We start from the raw sequence: 22,395 nt of genomic DNA on the forward strand, positions 1-22,395 counted from the left end.
GTGTGTACTCTGATTTATAATTATTTTGATATCAAATATAGAAATAACTATGAATATATTACATGCTAAAATTTGTAATACATTATTCTTCTTGACATAAAACCTAGCACTTTTTTAACTGGTTATTATTTAAAAACAAAGTCATTGAAAATCTGTAATTTTAATTTTGGGCTATAAAAACACTCTTTATAGCTCAAAAAATACTTATATTTGAGCTATAAAAATAATATTTATAGCTCATGGCACGCAATATTTGGAATTGGCAACAGATCGAATGGCCTCATTTTTCTTATAACGAAGATGCACTTAATGACTTAGAATTAAAATTCTCTAAAAATACAGGAACTGTTTTAGGCACTTTTAAACACGTCAATGAAAATGCAAAGGAACAATTGATTATTGAGATATTATCTAACGAAGCGCTAAAGACTTCTGAAATTGAAGGGGAGTATCTCGATAGAGACAGTATACAATCGTCTATTAAAAAAAATTTAGGATTAAAAGTTGATAAAAAACGAATAGCTCCTGCCGAATTTGGTATTTCAGAAATGATGGTTGATTTACATAAAAATTTTAACAAACAGCTAACGCAGCAACAGCTATTTAATTGGCATAAAATGCTTACCAACGGTAGACAAGATCTAACCGATATTGGTACATACCGAACACATGTAGATCCTATGCAAGTAGTCTCTGGACGCTTAGATAAACCAACAGTCCATTTTGAAGCGCCACCATCAAAAAATATGCGAGTAGCAATGAAGCAGTTTATATCTTGGTTTAATACTTCAAATTCTAAGACAGGAAAAAACGTATTACCACTTGCAAAGGCAGGTATTACACATCTCTATTTTGTATGTATACACCCATTTGAAGATGGTAACGGACGAATTGCACGTGCACTCACCGAAAAATCTATAGCACAAAGTATAGGACAACCTGCGCTTATATCACTATCAAAAACTATAGAACGCAATAAAAAAGCATACTATAACGCATTAGAGAACAATAATAAGGATCTAGAGATTACAGAATGGCTGCTATACTTCGGACAAACCATATTAGATGCACAAGAGGACACTCTAAAACTTATTGATTTTTTAATTGAAAAAGCAAAATTCTTTGATCGCTATAATACGCTTATGAACGAACGACAACTAAAAGTTGTTACACGTATTTTTGATGCAGGCCATCAAGGATTTGATGGTGGTTTAAGTGCTGATAACTATACCAAAATAGCTAAAACCTCTGCTTCTACTGCTACACGTGATTTAAAAGACATGGTGGACAAAAAAATATTTGTTAAAACTGGTGAATTAAAGAGTACTCGGTACTGGCTGAATATTAAACATTAATTTACAAATTAATATAAAAAAAGCCTTCACATTTCTGCGAAGGCTTGATTTTACTTTGTAGCGGGAACTGGACTCGAACCAGTGACCTTCGGGTTATGAGTGTTTGATACTTGTATGCTAAACTAGTGCAAATACACTGAAATACAACGTATTAAGTAATGATTAATATTATTTAATATCAAATAATAGTAAACAAAACCAACAAATGTTGCACCTATGTTGTACCTGAAATGATTATCTTTATAATCTAATAGTTTTAATATGGCAACGGTAAGAGTAGTTTTGAGAAAAAAGAAGAATAAAGCTGGACGGTTCCCTATTGCTATACGGATAACTAAAGACCGTAAAAGTTCTTTCCTAAATACTGGACAATATATTGATGAAAAATTTTGGGACGAAAAAAATCGTAACGTTCGGAAGTCCCATCCAAACTCAAAGGTGCTCAATAATTTTATTGTCAGTAAAGTTGCAGAAGCTAATGATAAGGTTTTAAAATCTGAAATGAAACCGGAGTACGAATCAGTTGCAGAAATTAGAAACAAGATATTAGAAAACAAGGGATTTGATTTCTTTGTTGTTGCCAATATGCACCTTAAAAATCTTAAAAATAGAAATAAACATCATCAATATGATACTGAGTTTGGCCGTTTAAAAAAGTTTAAGGAATTTTTAGGTAAGGATGTGCTTCCTTTTAACAAGTTAAATGTTGTCTTACTAAAGAAATTTGAAACCTATTTAATACATAGCAAAAAGCTTTCCCCAAGAACGGTTGTAAACTACCATATTTTAATCAGAACAATTTATAATCTTGCTATTGCAGAATCTATTACGGACAGAGGGCTATATCCTTTTGGTAAAGGCAAAATGACAATTAGAATTCCTGAATCTCAAAAAATAGGCTTTACTTCTGATGAAATACAAAAGTTAGAAAATGCTCAAGATATTACAGAAGCTCAACAAAAAGCAATTCATATTTGGCTAATCAGTTTTTATTTTGCTGGTATTCGGGTTGGTGATGTCCTTCAATTAAAGTGGACGGATTTTAATGATGGCAGACTGCTTTATAGAATGAATAAAAATAGTAAACTGGTTTCACTTAAAGTTCCTGAGAAGGCAACTGAAATATTCAATAACTATAAGGATGAATCAGAAAGCAATGGACTAGTGTTTCCTCAATTGAGGGATATAGACCTTAATAATACTGAGGAAATTTCGAAAAGAACACAATCAATCACTCGAAATGTAAACAGAAGGTTAAAGATTGCTGCTAAGCAATTGGGAATTAAAAAGAATATCAGTATGCACATCGCAAGACATAGTTTCGGTAATATATCTGGGGATAAAATCCCTATTCAGATGCTGCAAAAATTATATCGTCATTCTTCAGTAACAACTACCATTCGCTATCAAGCAAACTTTATTCACAAAGATGCCGATGATGCTTTGGATAGTGTAATTAATTTTTAATGAGCAAATTTTTAGTACATGACAAAAATATAATTCATTGATTTTCAATAAATTAAGCATTGATTAATTAGGTTAAAGCATTGATTTTCAGTATATTAGATGAATAATTCCACTTATTTTTCTAATGAAGAAAACCAATGCTGTCACTAAAAATAGTGAATTAACTTCTATTCTGAATACTCATTTTCAAGGAAAGCTGAATTTAGCTAGGGTAAAGCTCATTTCCCACTTTATCGTTGCCCTTTGTAAAGTACAGACCGTTACTTTTGAGAAATTAGCCAATGCCTTTGATACTCAGGCAAGTCCCGAGTCTTCTTTAAGGCGCATACAGCGGTTTATTGCAAACTACAGTTTAGATCCCGACCTTATAGCACGTCTTGTTTTTAACCTGCTCCCTAAGCAGGGCAAATTAATCCTGAGCATAGATAGGACCAACTGGAAGTTTGGGCAGACCAACATTAATATCTTTATGCTCGGTATTGTTTATAAGGGTGTTGCTTTTCCCTTGTTGTTTACCATGCTCGACAAGCGAGGCAACTCCAACAGTGGTGAACGTATTGAACTGGTCAATAAGTTTATCCGCCTTTTTGGTAAGGATGTCATTGAGTCTATCGTCGCCGACAGGGAATTTGTAGGCGAACAATGGCTAGGGTTTCTTAACCGAAACAATATTAGGTACTACATCCGTATCCGTAATAACTTTAAAGTATTCATACCTCACAAGAACAAAGAAATTAAGGCTTCCCATTTGTTTGATAGGTTTAAACCTAATGAGTTTGTGTATTACAACAAAATTGTACGGGTCAATGGACAACTCTGTTACTTATCGGGTTGCAGGCTCAATAATAGAAATGGGAAACAAGGTTTCTTGATCATTATATCGTTTAACAAACCTGAAAAAGCTCAACAGCATTATAAACAGCGGTGGCAGATTGAAATGTCTTTTAAAGCTATGAAATCCAGTGGGTTTGATATAGAAAAAACACACTTGAAAGATATTGATAGAATTGAAAAGTTAATCTTGTTGGTAATCATTGCTTTTGTTTGGTGTTATAAAATTGGAATACACCTACATCAAATTAACCCTATTACAATCAAAAAACATGGCAGAAAAGCTAAAAGTATTTTTAAACATGGGCTCTCTTTCTTAGCTAGTGTATTGTTAAACACTGAAAATCAAATGAATACTAATATATTCCATTTTTTGTCATGTACTTAGAAGTATTTTATAATTTTAACTCATTTTTAATAAAAGTAATTATCATATCCCGTTTTTTTGAATAATGCTTTATAACTCATAACAATCTACCCAAAAATATATATTATTTGAAAATCACATTTATTTTCATACTTTGCAATAACTGGACTTTATAGTACAATTTATGATAGAAGTAACAAGATTATTCGATTTTCCTTATTATCAAATGGAAAATGCTCCATTAGAAGCTGCCTTAGTAACTAAATATAATGGAAAATGGATTGAAACAAATACTAAAGACTATTTAAATAAAGCAAATGCTTTAAGTAGAGCTTTACTAAAACTTGGTGTTAAAAAGGATGACAAAATAGCTATAATCTCTTCAAGTAATAGAACAGAATGGAATATTACCGACATTGGTGTTTTACAAACTGGAGCTCAAACCGTGCCTATTTACCCAACAATTAGTCCAGAAGATTACGAATATATTTTAAACCATAGCGAATCTATTTATTGCTTTGTTTCTGATGATGACGTTTTAGAAAAAATAAATAAGATTAAATCTAAAACAGGATTAAAAGATGTTTTTTCTTTTGATACGATTAAGGGATGCAAAAATTATTCTGAATTATTTGAACTTGGAAAAGACAACTCTAATCAAAATGAATTAGATACACGAAAAGACGAAGTAAAATCAATAGATTTAGCTACCATTATTTATACTTCGGGCACTACAGGAAAACCCAAAGGCGTTATGCTTTCTCATTGGAATATTGTTTCTAATGTATTTGCGGTATCAAAAAGATTTCCTTTAAAACCTAATGATAAAACACTCAGCTTTCTTCCTGTTTGCCACATCTTTGAGCGGGTATTTTTATATGTATGCCAATATTGTAGTATATCTATCTATTTTGCAGAAAGTATAGATAAAATTGGCGACAATTTAAAAGAAGTAAAACCAAATGTTATAACCGTTGTTCCCAGATTGATAGAAAAAGTATATGACAAAATTATGGCTAAAGCCGAAGAATTAACTGGGATAAAAAGAAAACTGTTTTTTTGGGCTGTAGATCTCGGGGCAACATTCCAACCCTATAAACAAAATGGCTGGTGGTATGAATTAAAACTAGCTATTGCTAGAAAATTAATTTTTAGCAAATGGCAAGAAGCTATGGGAGGCAATATCGTTTTTATGGCCTCTGGTAGTGCTGCATTACAACCTAGACTAGGACATTTATTTGGAGCTGCAAATATGCCAATAATGGAATGTTATGGCCTTACTGAAACATCCCCTGGTGTTACAGTTAGTGATAGAAGAAATAGAGGTTGGAAAATAGGTTCTGTAGGGAGAGTACTTGATAAATGTGAAGTAAAAATAGCTGACGACGGCGAAATACTTTGTAAAGGGCCAAACATAATGATGGGGTACTACAAAGACCCAGAAAAAACTGCCAGCGTGATGACTGGCGATTATTTTCATACTGGTGATAAAGGTGAAATTGATACGGATGGTTTTTTAAAAATTACAGGACGTAAAAAAGAAATGTTTAAAACTTCGGGAGGTAAATATATTGTGCCTACACTTCTTGAAAACGATCTAAAACAATCTCGTTTCATAGAACAAATTATGATTATTGGTGAGGGAGAAAAAATGCCCGCAGCACTAATTCAACCAAATTTTGAATTTGTAAAAGAATGGATTGAGCATAAAAAATATCCTATCGGCAATTCTTTTGAAGACATTGCTAATTCTGATGTTATCCAAAAAAGAATCCAAAAAGAAGTTAATAAATGCAACCAAAAATTTGGTAAATGGGAGCAAATAAAAGTTTTTAAATTAACTCCCGAAGTTTGGTCTATTGATGGCGGACATCTGACGCCTACTTTGAAAATGAAAAGAGATGTTATAAAAAACATGTATCATAATTTGATTGAAAATATTTATCGCCCATAACCACTTAAAAACAGTGGCAAAATAAAACACTATTTATTAGCAGATACTGAATAGTATATAACGAAATAAAGCTAGCCCTAATAATAGTCTAAAATGTAATTTATTATTTTTAAAGATACATTTCCACAACCTGAAGAAAACCCCAATACGTTGTTATTCATATTTTTAGGTTGCTTAATTTTTGGACTATTCTTGGCATATATTTACACTAATCAGTCAAAAACTACAACCACTATTTCTGGAGTCAGAGCTGGTGGCATATTTGGATGATTTGCCCGATTATTTTTTTAATTTAGCGATGTACATTTATTCAAAAATGGAATTAGTAGCCTTGTACCTTCGTCTCCCTATTGTTATGACAACAATAAAAAGCGGATTGATTGGAGCAGTTAACAGAAAATTAGGGTCGTAATATGTTTCGAAAATTTCTCATTTTTCAATCGATATTCTCTTATTTGAAAAAACAATTATAATTTTATAAAAAATACTATGCACGCATAGTATTTTTTATTATATTTGAGCTCACCAATCTAAAAAAATGAAAGAAAAAACCATCGACTATGTTCTCAGAACTACTTGGTTAACAGTACAAAAAATGTATAATGAGGAAGCCTCAAAATTTGATAGCACTATGGCAACAGGATTTACTTTATTGAGTATCGACCCTGAAAAAGGAACACCCTCAACTGCCTTAGGGCCAAAAATGGGGATGGAAGCCACTAGTCTTTCTAGATTATTAAAAACAATGGAAAAAAAGGGTTTAATTATAAGAAAACCTAATCCTAATGATGGTCGTGGCGTTATTATATCGCTAACCGACTTTGGTATAGAAAAAAGAGATTATTCAAAAGACAAAGTTCTGTTATTTAATGAAGCCATAAAAAACAATGTCTCCGAAGAGCAATTAATGCATTTTTACGAAGTATCCGAAGTTATTAATGACCTGGTTTGTAATAAAAAAATATACAATCAATCTGATAGTTAAAATATTAAAATGAGCAAACGAAGAATAAAAAAAATAGCCATTATTGGCTCTGGAATTATGGGAAGTGGCATTGCATGTCATTTCGCAAATATTGGCGTCGATGTATTATTATTAGATATCGTTCCTAGAGAACTAAATGATAAAGAAAAAGCAAAAGGCTTAACTTTAGAAGATAAAGGAGTTAGAAACAGACTAGTAAATGATGCTCTGACTGCGTCATTAAAATCTAAACCCTCTCCTATTTATCATCAAGATTTTGCAAGCAGAATTACTACGGGAAATCTTGAAGATGATATTGCTAAAGTTTCAGGGGTTGATTGGATAATGGAAGTTGTTGTTGAGCGTTTAGATATTAAACAACAGGTTTTTGAAAATCTAGAAAAATATAGAACAACCGGAACTTTAATTACAAGTAACACCTCTGGTATTCCTATTAAATTTATGAGTGAAGGGCGATCTGAAGATTTTCAGAAGCATTTCTGCGGGACTCACTTTTTTAACCCAGCACGTTATTTAAAATTATTCGAAATCATTCCAGGACCAAAAACCGATGCTTCCGTTTTAGAATTCTTAAATGGTTATGGTGAGCAATTCCTTGGAAAAACTTCTGTAGTTGCCAAAGACACGCCAGCATTTATTGGAAACCGTATCGGAATTTTTAGTATTCAAAGTTTATTCCACGCCGTTAAAGAATTAGATTTAACGGTTGAAGAAGTTGACAAATTATCAGGTCCAGTAATTGGTCGTCCAAAATCGGCCACTTTTAGAACTGTTGATGTTGTTGGATTAGATACTTTAGTTCACGTTGCCAATGGCATTAGAGAGAACTGTTTAAACGACGAACGTTTAGAATTGTTTAAATTGCCTGATTTCATCAATAGTATGATGGAAAATAAATGGTTAGGAAGTAAAACTGGGCAAGGATTTTATAAAAAACAAGTGTCAGCTGATGGTAAAAAGGAAATTTTAACGCTCGACTTAAACACATTAGAGTATCGTTCAGCTAAACGCGCAAAATTTGCCACCTTAGAGTTAACAAAATCTATAGATAAAGTTGTTGACCGTTTCAAAGTACTAGTGAACGGAAAAGATAAAGCTGGTGAATTCTACAGAAAAAGTTTTGCAGCCTTATTTGCTTATGTTTCAAATAGAATTCCTGAAATTACGGATGACTTATATAAGATTGATGATGCTATGAAAGCTGGGTTTGGATGGGAACATGGTCCTTTTCAAATTTGGGATGCTATTGGTGTTGAAGCTGGAATAGAAATCATGAAAGCTGAAGGTTTAGAACCTAATGCATGGGTAAGCGATATGCTTGCTTCAGGAAGTTCTTCTTTCTATACCGTAAAAAACGGAGCAACATATGCTTATGATATTCCTAAGAAAACACAAGAAAAAATTCCTAGACAAGATAGCTTCATAATATTAGATAATATTAGAAAATCTAACGAAGTATTCAAAAACTCTGGAGTTGTTGTTGAAGATTTAGGAGATGGTATTCTCAACCTAGAATTCCAATCTAAAATGAATACCATTGGTGGCGATGTGCTTGCTGGATTAAATAAGGCGATTGATATTGCTGAAAAAGATTTCGCAGGTTTAGTAGTTGGTAATCAAGGTGCAAACTTCTCTGTTGGTGCAAATATAGGTATGATTTTTATGATGGCTGCAGAACAGGAGTATGATGAACTTAATGGCGCCATTAAATATTTCCAAGATAGCATGATGCGTATGCGTTATTCATCAATACCAACAATTTCTGCCCCACACGGCATGTCTTTGGGTGGTGCTTGTGAATTATCAATGCACGCCGATAAAGTTGTTGCAGCAGCAGAAACCTATATGGGACTTGTAGAGTTTGGAGTTGGAGTGATTCCTGGAGGTGCTGGATCAAAAGAAATGGCATTAAGAGCGTCTGATACTTTTAGAAAAGGTGATGTGCAATTAAATACATTACAGGAGTACTTTCTAACTATTGGAATGGCCAAAGTATCGACTTCTGCTTATGAAGCTTTCGATTTAGGTGTGCTTCAAAAAGGAAAAGATATTGTGGTGGTTAATAAAGACCGACAAATTGCAGTAGCCAAACAACATGCCAAATTGATGGCAGAAATGGGCTATACGCAACCTATTCGCAGAAAAGATGTTCTTGTTCTTGGCAAACAAGCCTTAGGTATGTTTCTAGTAGGAACCGATGCTATGAAAGACTCGAATTATATTAGCGAACACGATATGAAAATTGCTAACAAATTAGCTTACGTTATGGCCGGTGGAGATTTATCTGAACCAACTTTAGTTAGCGAGCAATATTTATTAGACTTAGAACGTGAAGCTTTCCTTTCGCTTTGCACAGAGCGCAAGACTTTAGAAAGAATTCAGCACATGTTAACCAAAGGAAAACCTTTAAGAAACTAAGAAAATGAAAACAGCATATATAGTAAAAGCATATAGAACCGCAGTTGGTAAGGCACCAAAAGGCGTGTTCCGTTTTAAAAGAACAGATGAATTGGCAGCCGAAACCATCAAATATATGATGAAAGAGTTACCCAATTTAGATCCAAAACGTATTGATGATGTTATTGTTGGTAATGCGATGCCTGAAGGGTCTCAAGGACTAAATATGGCACGATTAATCTCTTTAATGGGACTAGAAGTTATTGATGTTCCTGGAGTAACCGTTAATCGATTTTGTTCTTCCGGTGTAGAAACGATTGCTATGGCAACTGCAAAAATCCAAGCTGGAATGGCAGAATGTATTATCGCAGGTGGTGCAGAAAGCATGAGCAGCGTACCAATGACAGGGTTTAAACCAGAATTAAATTATGATGCCATTGTTAAAGCTGGTCACGAAGATTATTATTGGGGCATGGGAAATACTGCCGAAGCAGTCGCTAACCAATTTAAAGTATCTCGTGAGGACCAAGACGAATTTGCTTTTAATTCTCATATGAAAGCTTTAAAAGCACAAGCAGAAAATCGTTTTCAAGATCAAATTGTACCTATTGAAGTAGAACAAACTTATATAGATGCTAACGGAAAAAAGGCAATAAAAAAGTATACAGTTACAAAGGATGAAGGCCCTCGTGCCGGAACCAGTAAAGAAGCTTTAGCAAAACTAAGAGCCGTATTTGCCGCTGGCGGAAGTGTTACTGCTGGTAACTCATCTCAAATGAGTGATGGCGCAGCATTTGTTATGGTAATGAGTGAAGATATGGTTAAAGAGTTAAATCTTGAACCCGTAGCAAGAATGGTAAATTATGCAGCTGCAGGTGTTGAACCGCGCATTATGGGAATAGGTCCTGTAAAGGCTATTCCAAAAGCATTAAAATTAGCTGGTCTAAAACAAAGTGATTTAGATTTAATCGAATTGAATGAAGCATTTGCATCGCAATCTTTAGCAGTAATTAGAGAGTTAGATTTAAATCCAGACATAATAAATGTTAATGGAGGAGCCATTGCTCTTGGTCATCCACTGGGGTGTACAGGAGCAAAACTTTCTGTACAGTTATTTGATGAAATGCGTAAACGTGATATGAAAGGTAAATATGGAGCAGTTACCATGTGTGTAGGTACAGGACAAGGTGCATGTGGCATCTTTGAATTTTTAAATTAAATGAGGCCCTCCTAACCTCCCCAAAGGGAAGGAAAACTCATAACCAGTAAAAATATCCGTGCAAACACGCAATAGATTTCTCTCCTTCGTAGAGAGTTAAAAAGTAAAAAGATAAAAACAAAGTATAACTTAAAAAACACCCCGTAACAGATCTCCCCCTTTAGGGGGAGTTAGAGGGGGCTTATTATGGAAAAAGACATTTTACGTGGCGGTCAATTCTTAGTTAAAGAAATCGATTGTGAAGATATTTTTACACCTGAAGATTTCAATGAAGATCAGCTTATGATGAAAGAAGCTGTAACCGAATTTGTAGACAGAGAAATTTGGTCTAAAAAGGCACAATTTGAAAAGAAAGATTATGCCTTAACGGAGTCGTGCATGAGACAAGCTGGAGACTTAGGTTTTTTAAGTGTTTCAGTTCCTGAAGAGTATGGTGGCATGGGTATGGGCTTTGTCGATACCGTTTTAGTTTGTGATTTCATTTCTGGTGCAACGGGTTCTTTTAGCACAGCTTTTGGAGCACATACTGGTATTGGAACAATGCCTATTACTTTATACGGTAATGAAGAACAAAAACAAAAGTATGTCCCTAAATTGGCTTCTGGCGAATGGTTTGGTTCTTATTGTTTAACTGAACCTAGTGCAGGTAGTGACGCTAATTCTGGAAAAACGAAAGCGGTACTTTCTGATGATGGTAAAACATATAAGATTACCGGTCAGAAAATGTGGATTTCCAATGCTGGTTTTTGCAGCTTGATGATTGTTTTTGCTAGAATTGAAGATGATAAAAACATCACGGGTTTTATCGTTGAGTACGACCCAGAAAATCCGAACGGAATAACCATGGGTGAAGAAGAGCATAAGCTTGGTATTCGTGCCTCTTCTACGCGACAAGTATTCTTTAACGACACTGTGGTTCCTGTTGAAAATATGTTGTCTACAAGAGGAAATGGCTTTAAAATTGCCATGAATGCACTTAATGTAGGAAGAATAAAATTAGCCGCTGCTTGTTTAGATGCACAACGTCGTGTGATTTCAGAATCTGTAAATTATGCCAATGAAAGGGTTCAATTTAAAGTTCCAATTTCAAGCTTTGGCGCTATTCGCCAAAAAATCGCAGAAATGGCTACTAATTGTTGGGTTGGTGAAGCTGCAACTTATCGTGCATCCAAAAATATTGAAGACCGCATTACTATTCGTCAAAATAACGAAAAAGACACACATCAAGAAGCTGAACTAAAAGGTGTTGAAGAATATGCCATTGAATGTTCTATTCTAAAAGTAGCTGTTTCAGAATTTATTCAAAAATGTTCTGATGAAGGTATCCAAATTTATGGTGGTATGGGCTTCTCTGAAGAAACACCGATAGAATCTGCTTGGAGGGATGCTAGAATTGCAAGAATTTATGAAGGGACTAATGAAATTAACAGAATGCTTTCTATTGGTATGTTAATTAAAAAAGCCATGAAAGGTCATGTTGATTTATTAGGCCCTGCTCAAGATGTAGCAAAAGAACTTACCGGAATTCCTTCTTTTGAAGTACCAGATTTTTCAGAGTTATTTTCTGAAGAAAAAAGTATTGTTAAAAACCTTAAAAAATTATTTTTAATGGTAGCTGGTGCTGCCCTTCAGAAATATGGAGAAAAAATTGAAGAGCAACAACAACTTATGTTAGCCGCTTCAGATATATTAATTCAAGTATATTTAGCAGAATCTGCTATTCTTCGTGCTGAAAAAATGGCAAAGAAAGAAGGTGAAGACAATGTGAAAGAACAAATAGCCATGGCAAAATTAAACTTATTCCATGCTATTGATGTTATTGAAACTGCGGGAAAACATTCTATAATTTCGTTCTCTACGGGTGATGAACAACGAATGATGCTTATGGGCTTGAAGCGTTACATCAAATATGTAAACATGCCAAATATTATAGAATTAAGACATATTATTGCTGAAAAAGTAATTAAAGAAAATAAATATTGTTTTTAATCTTAAACACAAAATTTATAGAGTGACTAACTCAATTTTAAAAAACGCTTCGAATTAATTTTCGAAGCGTTTTTTATTTCAGTATTTTTAGATAAATTTTTAAATATGAAAACGTTAATTTCTGCAGCTTTCCTTTTATCTGTTCATTTTATTATTGCACAAACTAACACACAGGTATACGATATTATTTCTGATATATCAGCAAATAGAATTCAAAAGGATGTTCAAACTCTTGTAGATTTTGGAACTAGAAACACATTTAGTGACACCATTTCAAATACACGGGGTATAGGTGCTGCAAGAAGATGGATTAAATCTGAGTTTTCAACCATTTCGAAAAATTGTGATAATTGCTTAAATGTATTTTACCAAAAAGATTTTGTTTCAAAACAAGGCAATAGTCGTGTACCTCATGATGCTTGGGTTGTTAATGTAGTTGCTATTCAAAAAGGCACAAAATACCCTAACCGCTATATTATTATGAGCGGTGATATTGACTCTAGAGCAAGTGACACTATGGATTTTACAACAGATGCTCCTGGAGCCAACGATAATGCATCAGGTATGGCAGGCACTATTGAAGCAGCTCGTGTACTTTCAAAATATACATTTGAAAGTAGTATTGTTTATGTTGGTTTATCTGGCGAAGAACAAGGTTTATTTGGTGGCGCTGGATTAGCAAAATATGCTAAAGATAATAGTTGGGATATTATTGGTGTTTTAAATAATGATATGATTGGAAATATTAAAGGGGTTGATGGCATTATTGACAATAGAACCTTTAGAATTTTTTCTGAACCTGTTCCTCCAACCGAAACTGATAGAGAAAGAAAAATGCGCAGGTTTTATGGTGGTGAAGTAGATGGTATTTCGAGGCAATTAGCACGTTACATCTATAAAACTACTAAAACATACATGCCAGAAATGAATCCCATGATGGTTTACAGGTTAGACCGTTTTGGTCGTGGCGGTCATCATCGTCCTTTTAACGACTTAGGGTACGCTGGTATTAGAATAATGGAGGCACACGAAAATTACACACAGCAGCATCAAGACATTAGAGTTGAAAATGGTATTAAATATGGGGATGTCATTGAGCATGTCAATTTTGAATATGCAAAAAAACTAACTGCCGTAAATGCTATTAATTTAGCAAGTTTAGCGTCCTCTCCTCCTGCCCCAAAAAGTGTTTCGATTGGGGGTATTGTAGAACCTTCAGTTAAATTTAAATGGAATAAAGTTGATGGCGCAAAAGGTTATAAAATTTACTGGAGAGAAACCACCTCCCCAACTTGGGATCACAGTCGTTATGTGGGTGATGTTTCAGAATTCTTATTAGATGGTATTGTTATTGATAATTACTTTTTTGGAATAGCTTCAGTTGGAGAGAATGGTTTTGAAAGTGTTGTTGTGTTTCCTAATAACGTTTTTAGGGATTAAATATGAACGTACTCTTAATAACATTTTTGCTTAAATTTAAATAAAACTAGTCAATGAAATATTGTTACAGCTTATTAATAGTGGTTTTACTATCTCCGCTAGCTTTTTTAAATGCACAAGGTTTGCTTTTAGAAAAAAATAATTTCACAAGGCAAGATACATTAAGAGGAAGTATTACCCCTGAACGTGCTTGGTGGGATTTAACCTATTATCATTTAGATATAAAAGTTGATCCAGATAATAAATTCATATCTGGCAAAAACACCATTCAATATAAGGTTTTAGAACAAGATTCTGTCTTACAAATTGATTTACAATCGCCTATGAAACTTCTAAAAGCTGTTCAAAATGGAAAAGCATTAAAGATTAAACATGATGGTAATGCACATTTCATATCACTATTTGAAAACCAAAACATTGATGACATCAATAATTTAACAGTCTATTATGAAGGTCACCCTAAAGAGGCAGCTAATGCACCATGGGACGGTGGTATTTCTTGGAAAAAAGATAAAAACGGAAATCATTTTATAGCCTCATCTTGTCAAGGGTTGGGGGCTAGTGTTTGGTGGCCATGTAAAGACCACATGTATGACGAAGTAGATAGTATGCAAATTAGCGTAAACGTACCAAGTAAATTAATCAATGTTTCTAATGGTAGGTTAAGACGCGTCGAGCAAATAGGTGATACAAAAACATACACTTGGGTGGTAAAAAACCCTATAAATAATTATGGCGTTAATATTAATATTGGAGATTATGTAAATTTTTCTGAAGTCTATGATGGAATGGCGGGGAATCTTGATATGGATTACTATGTTTTAAGTTACAATCTTGAAAAAGCCAAAGCGCAATTTAAACAAGCGCCAATGATGATAAAAGCTTTTGAGCATTGGTTTGGGCAATATCCATTTTATAGAGATAGTTTTAAACTTGTTGAAGTCCCTTATTTAGGCATGGAACACCAAAGCTCTGTGACTTATGGTAATGGGTATCAAAATGGGTATCTAGGAAATGATTTGTCAGGAACTGGTTGGGGTCTAAAATTTGATTTCATTATTATTCATGAATCAGGACACGAGTGGTTTGCTAATAATATTACATATAAAGACGTAGCAGATATGTGGATTCATGAAGGATTTACCGCCTATTCTGAAAATTTATATTTGGATTATCACTTTGGGAAAGAAGCTTCAGCGGAATATGTTATTGGTACTCGAAAAAACATTCAAAACGATAGACCGATAATTGGATTTTACAATGTGAACAAAGAAGGTTCTGGAGATATGTACTATAAAGGCGCCAATATGCTTCATACGCTAAGACAACTTCTTGAAGATGATGAAAAATGGCGAAAAATTTTGCGTAAAATGAACGTTGAGTTTTATCATCAAACGGTAACTACTCAACAAATTGAAAGTTTTCTATCTAAAGAAACTGGTATTGACTTAACTGCATTTTTTAATCAGTATCTGAGAACTACTAAAATACCAACTTTAGAATTTTCAATTAAGAAGAAGGATTTAAAATATAGATGGACAAACATTGTTGAAAACTTCGATATGCCCATTCAAGTTAAAATAAATAACGAAGAAAAATGGTTATTTCCTAAAGCTGAATGGAACACGATGTCATCAGATTCTAAAATCAATACTTTTGAAATTGATCCTGATTTTTATATAGAATCAAAAACCCTGTAAGTTTTGGAAGATTATCCCGAAATTCACTTTGAGCGCGATACCGATTGGTATGATTGGTTACTAAACAATTACAATAAAGCTAATGGTGTCTATCTTATTTTTTACAAATTAGAACTAAATATTCCAACTATGCGATGGGAGGAGGCCGTAAAAGTTGCCCTTTGTTTTGGATGGATAGACTCTAAAGTACAAAGTTTAGGAAACGGGAAAAGGTGTCAATATTTTTCTCCAAGAAACCCAAAAGGGAATTGGAGTGCTTTAAACAAAAAATATGTTAAAGATTTAATTACAAATGGATTGATGCATGAAGCAGGCTATAAAATGATTGATTTAGCTAAACAAACTGGAACTTGGACTGCCATGGATGATGTTGAAAATGGTGTTATCCCAATTGATTTACAACAAGCTTTCGATAAAAATAAAAGTGCTTTTAAAAACTATCAAAATTTTGCACGAGGCTATAGAAAAGGCTACTTATCATGGTTACACAGTGCAAAACGTGAGGAGACAAGAAAAAGTCGCATCATTCAAATTATTGAATTATGTGCTAATAATATTAAAAGTAGAAATACTAAATCATCCAATAAAAAATAAAAAAACATTATGGGTTTATAAAAGCATTAATCTCAGAAGTATTTATTTTTGGATTAGCACCTTCTTGCTGCGCTACTAAAGCTCCCACTCCACAAGCAAAATCAATAGCTTTTTGTGGGTTTATATTATTTAATAGTTGGCTAATTAGAGACCCTAAAAAAGAATCTCCAGCACCAACAGTATCAACTACTTTTATTTTATATCCACTATTATAGAAAAGTGTGTTTTTATATAGCAACACAGCGCCATGTTCGCCTTTTGTAACACATATATGTTTTGTATTTGTTTTTTCACTTATAAAATATAAATTCTGCTCTAAAGAATTGTATTTTGAACCCATAAATGCACTTACCTCATAGAGCTCATCATCATTAAATTTTATAAAATCTGACACGTTCATGAGGTAAATTAATACTTCCTTAGAATAGTAAGGCGGCCTTAAATTAAGGTCGAATATTTTATAGCTTGCTAATTCTATCAGTTCAAAAAGTGTTTCTCTAGAAACAACATCTCTAGTAATTAAACTACCAAATACAAAAGCATCTGAATATTTTACAGCATCTTTAGAGGGCTCTGTTAAAACAATTTTGTCCCAAGCCCTAGGATACATAATGTCATAACTTGCAGATCCTTTATCATTTAAAGTCACATGAACTTCGCCAGTAGCATAGTTTTCAAGCTTTTGTATGCAATTGGTGTTAAGATTCTTTTTTTCTAAAAAATCAATTATACCCTTACCGTTATCGTCACTTCCGATAGCACTAATCATGGTTACGCAGTGCTTAAAAGATGCTAGACGCCACGCGACATTTAACGGTGCACCTCCAATTTTTTTATGAGAAGTAAAGACGTCCCAAAGTACTTCTCCAAAACAAACGATATTAGCCATAGAATCTATTTAAATGAAAATCGATAAATAATCAACACAAGGTTTTATTAATAAAATAGATTAGATTCCATGGTACGTTGGTTTATAGAGCTTTTAAAAACTTCTATCATACGTTTTGCTATTCCTGTCCATCCAAAGTTTCGTCTTGCAAAACGAGCACCTTCTACAGAAAGCTCATTACGCATTTTAGGATACAATAAAGGCATAGCCATCATAGCTCCAAATTCTGTAGGTCTGTGTGGGTCTGCAAATAAAGCTTGATTTCCAAAATCAATTAAGTCGTAAAGTCCACCATGAACGGTTATCACACTTGGTGTTCCGCAAGCCATTGCTTCAATAGCTACCATACCAAAAGGTTCATACCTAGAAGGCATTACAAAAATATTTGCAGAACGATATACATTCGCTAAATCTTCATCTGCAATATAACTTTTCCATTTAATTTTATCCATAACTCCTAGTTCGGTTGCTAATTCTTTAAGTTTTGCAACACCCTGATCGTCTTGATCGGATTGATCACTACCTATAGCAGCAACTAATCTTGCTTCAGGACAAAGTTCAAAAACGGTTGGTAACGCTCTTATTAAAAGATCATAGCCTTTATTATGAGCCATTCTGCCTAAAGTTAAAATATCTGTTGGTTGAATATCGTATTTAGAACGAATTCTATCATTTTCTTTTGAAGGTACCGGAAAAAATCGATTTTCATCAATCCCTGGTGGAATCATAGAACAGTTTTTTGGTAATACATCATACTGTTTGGTTAATAAATCAACCTGAGGTAAGGTTGTCGCAATAACATGATTACACATTTGGTAAACAAAATATTCTTTCTGAATACGCTCCTTAAAGCGATAGGTTTTCTCCATGTCCTTTTCATCCATATCACTTCCCATGGTATGCTGTTTCCACCAACCTACTGAATGTGGTGTATGAACATGCGAAACACCTAATTCTTCTGCTATTTTTTGACCTGCCCAACCTGCATCCCAATAATGAGAATAGACAACATCATATTTTTTACCTTCTTTTTTAATGGCCGCTAAACAATTAGTAACAAACTTTTTTAAGTGGTCGTGCATATCCTCTTTTCTGATGAATTTTTTACCACCAAAAGGAATACGCCACACACTATTATTTTCGTTAACGTAATCATACTCGGGCTGATTTTCGAATTGCCTAGTTACTAAATCAACTTTTTTTCCAAGTCTGCTAAAACGCTCTGCGAGCTCTAAAACATAAACAACTTGACCACCTGTATCTGGTTTTCCGAATTCTGCATCTGCCCCTACATATCCATGTAGAGAAATCATTAATATTGACTTCATAGTTTTCTATTTTATAATTTTTAAATCATGACAAGCAGAAATATATTGTGCTGCCGACCATGCTTGATATGCTTTACCCATAGCTTTTCCTGTAATACCGTGAGCCCATTCTGTAAATTCCCATTCCTCTGTTAAACCTTCTTTATTGATTAAAGCTAATTTGTGTAATTCTGATATGGCTACATCTCTAAGCCCTAGTTTACTTATAAACTTAACCCAAAAGCCACCTACAAATGGCCAAATACCACCATTATGATAATGGTTTGGTAAATTCAATAAATTAACCGTATAATAAGGTTTCCAATCTGGATCTCCTGGCGTAACCACCGGATATACATTTGAAACTGGGAAAGGATCATTAACACCAACACCCAACATAAACTTAAAAGTTTGGTGTGCTTTTTCGGCATCAACAGCGCCGTGTAGAAATGCTAAAACATTACCAAAAACATCACAACGCCAACTAAAATCAAATGGTGTAGTTTGCGCAATTAAATAAGGTGTATCACCAAGCGTAAATTGGCGTTCTGCAAACGAAACGGATTGAAATAGTTTTTGCTGTGTTGAGGGCCAAAAATTTTGTAAAATCTCTTTTTTGATAACTTGAGACCATCTAATATATTCTCCAGCTTCTTCATAATTTCCAAGCATTTCCAACATTCTACCAAAACTCACATTGGCACGATACCATAATATTTCATCATAAAGAATATTATAACTTCCCCCGAATAAATCGGTCCAATCTCCAGCTTCTGGTATTTCTAATAAAGCATCATTATTACTATCATGAGCCCCTAGCCATCGCATGGTTTCTTTTATGTCTGAAATATATTGACGAAGAAATTTAATATCCTTGGTTACATTAACATACTCATAAAATGCAATAACAACCCAAATACCACTATCTATTGAGCAAATTCCTCCCACTCCTGAATAATCTGCTACATTGTCTTTAATACGAACATTTGAAGGAATTTGTCCGTTACGAGAAATGTGGTCAAACAAGGTTACTAATGTTTGTCGTTGGCATTTATGAATTTCCTCATCATGAATAAGTGGCAATGACCCAATAACGGTTATAGCCCCATCTCTTGCCCAAACACTATGGTAGTTTTCATCTGTACCATTGGGTATATTATCTTTTATAGAACACGCTGAAAAACCAAGCGGTGTAATATTCTTTTTTAATGCTTCAATAGCTTTATAATAGCCTTCGCGGATTAACGCTATTTTTTCATCTTCATCTTCCTCTGCGATATTATTTAATTCTTGTTGAATTATATAATCATCCGTGTGGTCTTTATTGTTTTCTACTAGAGCTTCTTCGGGTAAAATACCATAATAAATAAGTCCCTCAATAACTCCATCCCCGTATATACCTTCAGCATGATAAATTTGACGGTATTTTGTATATTTATATAACTCTTCATGTGCATTGGCTACAACGATACCTTTTATATCTTCCATATCAAACATAGCTGAATCATTTCCGCTATCTCCAGCAACTAATGCGTTGGTTGGGTTTAAATCAAGTTTCTTTAATAGCCATTGTAATGCGTTGCCTTTATTTGCCCATTTAGGAAGAATATCAAGATACTGCTCGCCAGAATAAACCACATTTATGTGCATATTCGCTTCCGCAAAATCTTTTTCTATACTTTCAATAAGTTCAGCGGTTGCATTATGGAAAAAGTAACTTCGTTTGTATGCATGTTGAAATTTTGAGGGCTGATCACTAATTGGGTGGTCTATATTTTGTATAATAGTTTCAACGGAATTTAAATCCCAACCCTCTTCTAATACATCATTAAACTCTTTTACTACCTCTTTTTTATTATAGTCATAAATATGAGTTCCCACACCAGAAATAATATAATCTGGTTTTGGCAATGTGCCTTTATTTATCAAATTGAGAACATCATCAATGAGGCGTCCTGTATTATAGGCAAGCTGAATATTATTATTTGGTTTGTAGGTCTTCCATATTTTTGGGAAGCTACTTTTATGGGTATTAAAATCTATTAGGGTGTTGTCAATGTCGAAAGAAAGAAGTTTTATATCTAATTGAATACTGTCCTTTGTTTTGCTCATAAACGATTATAATTTTAAGGTTTTTTTCAGAATTAATGCCTGAATTACCGAGAAATTAAGCGTTTAAAATTTAACATCCAAGAAACAAAACGCAATTCTTAGAGGTATTTACAATGTGATAAATTGAAACTAATAGAATAAGAAATCAGAAAATATTAGCTTATATTTTAGGTATTTAATAATCTTCAAAAAACATGTTTTAGTTAATTTTTGTGTTATTTAGAAAATACTTTTTTTTATAATGTATGATTATTTGACAAAAAAAGGGAGGCTACTAGCTTCCCTTTTTCACATATACACTTATTTATATACCACTTATAAAACTACCATAAGGGTCTTTAAATTGAATCCCTTCAGTAAATCTATGTTTACTTAATTGTTTATATTCTACTAATGCCCAAAGTACAAACTCTTTAACAAAATAACTATCCATTTTTTCTAAATTGGGTTGGAATTCTGCCAATAAATCATCTAAAGGCAAAATAGCATCTAACAAGGTTTTATATTCTTTATCTCGTAAATCATCTAATAGTTCAAACCCGTCTTTCTGATTAAAAAACCACGATATTACATCATCATAAGGTCCTTCTTCTTCTTGCTTTTGTAGTTTCCCAATCTTTGGGAAGAACTCTTCAAATAATTTTTTAACAGCTTCTCCTATTAAATTATAAGCGACAACTGCGGCGCCTTCTTGTTCGCCTTCATAAACCAACTCAACCTTTCCTGTTATGGCAGGAACAATCCCTACAAAATCAGATAACCTTAGTGTTGTTAAGGCATCTCCACTTATCAATGCACGTCGCTCAGCAGTGCTTAATAAATTTTCTAAGGCAGAAATACTTAAACGCGCACTTACGCCACTTTTAGCATCAATAAACTCACTTTCACGCGCTTCAAAAACAATTTGCTCTAATAAATCTCTGGCTAAATCGGGTACTATTACAGATGCTTTTTGGCTTTCAACTAACTTTGCTTCTTGTTCTGTGATTCTTCTAGCCGTTTCAATATCCTCAGGATAATGTGTTAGAATTTGAGAACCAATTCTATCTTTTAATGGTGTTACTATACTTCCTCTGTTAGTATAATCCTCTGGATTTGCAGTAAATAAAAACTGAATATCTAAAGGCAACCTCAACTTAAAACCTCGAATTTGAATATCGCCTTCTTGTAAAATATTAAACAGTGCAACCTGAATTCTAGCTTGCAAGTCTGGCAATTCGTTAATTACAAAAATACAGCGATTCGCTCTTGGAATCATGCCGTAATGAATCACACGATCATCAGCATAACTCAATTTCAAATTAGCCGCTTTAATGGGGTCTACATCTCCAATAATATCAGCAACCGTAACATCTGGTGTTGCTAGTTTTTCAGCAAAACGTTCACTTCTATGTATCCAAGAAATTGGAGTGTCATCACCTTTATCATTAATTAATTCTAAGGCATATCTAGAAATAGGTTGAAACGGGTCGTCGTTAATTTCAGAACCTTCAACAACTGGAATGTATTCATCCAATAAATTCAACATTAACCGTGCTAAACGCGTTTTTGCTTGCCCTCGTAATCCTAACAAATTAATATTATGTCGTGATAAAATAGCGCGTTCTAACTCTGGAATCACAGTGTTTTCATAACCATGTACACCTTCAAAAGTGGTTTCTTTATTTTTTATTTTTTTAATAAGGTTATCACGCAATTCATCTTTAATGGATTTGCTTTTGTAATCTACCTCTTTTAGTTCACCTAAAGTTTTAATATTTTCTACTTTCATATTTTTTTTGCTTTTGGC

General features: G+C 33.6%; 15 protein-coding genes. 11 read left to right on the top strand and 4 right to left on the bottom strand.

The window, feature by feature from the left end:
• Window positions 1–239 precede the first annotated feature (239 nt).
• From P8K68_RS06585 to P8K68_RS06635, 11 genes are all read left to right on the top strand, one after another.
• On the top strand, window positions 240–1,355 hold the full coding sequence (locus P8K68_RS06585; RefSeq protein ID WP_300248898.1) for a Fic family protein: 1,116 nt from the start codon (window positions 240–242) through the stop codon (window positions 1,353–1,355).
• A 261-nt stretch (window positions 1,356–1,616) separates the two neighbouring features.
• Complete coding sequence (locus P8K68_RS06590; protein ID WP_300248899.1) at window positions 1,617–2,822, top strand: site-specific integrase; 1,206 nt, start codon at window positions 1,617–1,619, stop codon at window positions 2,820–2,822.
• A 124-nt stretch (window positions 2,823–2,946) separates the two neighbouring features.
• Complete coding sequence (locus P8K68_RS06595; RefSeq protein WP_300248900.1) at window positions 2,947–4,041, top strand: IS4 family transposase; 1,095 nt, start codon at window positions 2,947–2,949, stop codon at window positions 4,039–4,041.
• A 163-nt stretch (window positions 4,042–4,204) separates the two neighbouring features.
• Window positions 4,205–5,974 (top strand): AMP-dependent synthetase/ligase, encoded by a 1,770-nt coding sequence (locus tag P8K68_RS06600; protein ID WP_300248901.1) that lies wholly within the window; start codon window positions 4,205–4,207, stop codon window positions 5,972–5,974.
• A 538-nt stretch (window positions 5,975–6,512) separates the two neighbouring features.
• Window positions 6,513–6,959, top strand: a complete 447-nt coding sequence (locus tag P8K68_RS06605; RefSeq protein WP_300248902.1) for a MarR family transcriptional regulator — start codon at window positions 6,513–6,515, stop codon at window positions 6,957–6,959.
• A gap of 9 nt (window positions 6,960–6,968) precedes the next feature.
• Window positions 6,969–9,377, top strand: a complete 2,409-nt coding sequence (locus tag P8K68_RS06610; protein WP_300248903.1) for a 3-hydroxyacyl-CoA dehydrogenase/enoyl-CoA hydratase family protein — start codon at window positions 6,969–6,971, stop codon at window positions 9,375–9,377.
• A gap of 4 nt (window positions 9,378–9,381) precedes the next feature.
• Window positions 9,382–10,575: an acetyl-CoA C-acyltransferase gene (locus P8K68_RS06615; RefSeq protein ID WP_300248904.1), complete on the top strand. Its 1,194-nt coding sequence runs from the start codon at window positions 9,382–9,384 to the stop codon at window positions 10,573–10,575.
• Window positions 10,576–10,761: 186 nt separating this feature from the next.
• The gene (locus P8K68_RS06620) at window positions 10,762–12,564 is read left to right on the top strand and encodes an acyl-CoA dehydrogenase family protein (RefSeq protein ID WP_300248905.1); all 1,803 of its coding nucleotides are present in this window, start codon (window positions 10,762–10,764) and stop codon (window positions 12,562–12,564) included.
• 105 nt (window positions 12,565–12,669) lie between these two features.
• Window positions 12,670–14,004 (top strand): M28 family metallopeptidase, encoded by a 1,335-nt coding sequence (locus P8K68_RS06625; protein ID WP_300248906.1) that lies wholly within the window; start codon window positions 12,670–12,672, stop codon window positions 14,002–14,004.
• 53 nt (window positions 14,005–14,057) lie between these two features.
• Entirely contained in the window at window positions 14,058–15,704 is a 1,647-nt protein-coding gene (locus P8K68_RS06630; RefSeq protein ID WP_300248907.1) for a M1 family metallopeptidase, read from the top strand.
• A gap of 3 nt (window positions 15,705–15,707) precedes the next feature.
• On the top strand, window positions 15,708–16,298 hold the full coding sequence (locus P8K68_RS06635) for a YdeI/OmpD-associated family protein (RefSeq protein WP_300248908.1): 591 nt from the start codon (window positions 15,708–15,710) through the stop codon (window positions 16,296–16,298).
• Window positions 16,299–16,305: 7 nt separating this feature from the next.
• Here P8K68_RS06635 and P8K68_RS06640 read toward each other — a convergent pair whose 3' ends face one another.
• The 4 genes from P8K68_RS06640 to P8K68_RS06655 all read right to left on the bottom strand — a co-directional run bounded on the left by P8K68_RS06640 (window position 16,306) and on the right by P8K68_RS06655 (window position 22,377).
• Window positions 16,306–17,187 (bottom strand): carbohydrate kinase, encoded by an 882-nt coding sequence (locus tag P8K68_RS06640; protein WP_300248909.1) that lies wholly within the window; start codon window positions 17,185–17,187, stop codon window positions 16,306–16,308.
• Between the two features lie 47 nt (window positions 17,188–17,234).
• The gene (locus tag P8K68_RS06645) at window positions 17,235–18,515 is read right to left on the bottom strand and encodes a glycosyltransferase (protein ID WP_300248910.1); all 1,281 of its coding nucleotides are present in this window, start codon (window positions 18,513–18,515) and stop codon (window positions 17,235–17,237) included.
• A gap of 6 nt (window positions 18,516–18,521) precedes the next feature.
• A complete protein-coding gene (locus P8K68_RS06650) occupies window positions 18,522–20,606 on the bottom strand; it encodes an HAD-IIB family hydrolase (protein WP_300248911.1) in 2,085 nt (694 codons plus the stop codon).
• A 304-nt stretch (window positions 20,607–20,910) separates the two neighbouring features.
• Window positions 20,911–22,377, bottom strand: coding sequence for a magnesium chelatase (locus P8K68_RS06655; RefSeq protein WP_300248912.1), 1,467 nt, complete (start codon window positions 22,375–22,377; stop codon window positions 20,911–20,913).
• Window positions 22,378–22,395 lie beyond the last annotated feature (18 nt).

The organism is Algibacter sp., from assembly GCF_029245835.1.
Classification (GTDB): domain Bacteria; phylum Bacteroidota; class Bacteroidia; order Flavobacteriales; family Flavobacteriaceae; genus Algibacter_B.

Bases quoted from the DNA above. Each gene is read 5' to 3' on its own strand.
- P8K68_RS06595 (WP_300248900.1), top strand. From the start codon at position 2,947: ATGAAGAAAACCAATGCTGTCACTAAAAATAGTGAATTAACTTCTATT.
- P8K68_RS06585 (WP_300248898.1), top strand. From the start codon at position 240: ATGGCACGCAATATTTGGAATTGGCAACAGATCGAATGGCCTCATTTT.
- P8K68_RS06630 (WP_300248907.1), top strand. From the start codon at position 14,058: ATGAAATATTGTTACAGCTTATTAATAGTGGTTTTACTATCTCCGCTA.
- P8K68_RS06655 (WP_300248912.1), bottom strand. From the start codon at position 22,377: ATGAAAGTAGAAAATATTAAAACTTTAGGTGAACTAAAAGAGGTAGAT.
- P8K68_RS06610 (WP_300248903.1), top strand. From the start codon at position 6,969: ATGAGCAAACGAAGAATAAAAAAAATAGCCATTATTGGCTCTGGAATT.
- P8K68_RS06620 (WP_300248905.1), top strand. From the start codon at position 10,762: ATGGAAAAAGACATTTTACGTGGCGGTCAATTCTTAGTTAAAGAAATC.
- P8K68_RS06645 (WP_300248910.1), bottom strand. From the start codon at position 18,515: ATGAAGTCAATATTAATGATTTCTCTACATGGATATGTAGGGGCAGAT.
- P8K68_RS06615 (WP_300248904.1), top strand. From the start codon at position 9,382: ATGAAAACAGCATATATAGTAAAAGCATATAGAACCGCAGTTGGTAAG.
- P8K68_RS06640 (WP_300248909.1), bottom strand. From the start codon at position 17,187: ATGGCTAATATCGTTTGTTTTGGAGAAGTACTTTGGGACGTCTTTACT.
- P8K68_RS06600 (WP_300248901.1), top strand. From the start codon at position 4,205: ATGATAGAAGTAACAAGATTATTCGATTTTCCTTATTATCAAATGGAA.
- P8K68_RS06650 (WP_300248911.1), bottom strand. From the start codon at position 20,606: ATGAGCAAAACAAAGGACAGTATTCAATTAGATATAAAACTTCTTTCT.
- P8K68_RS06605 (WP_300248902.1), top strand. From the start codon at position 6,513: ATGAAAGAAAAAACCATCGACTATGTTCTCAGAACTACTTGGTTAACA.
- P8K68_RS06590 (WP_300248899.1), top strand. From the start codon at position 1,617: ATGGCAACGGTAAGAGTAGTTTTGAGAAAAAAGAAGAATAAAGCTGGA.
- P8K68_RS06625 (WP_300248906.1), top strand. From the start codon at position 12,670: ATGAAAACGTTAATTTCTGCAGCTTTCCTTTTATCTGTTCATTTTATT.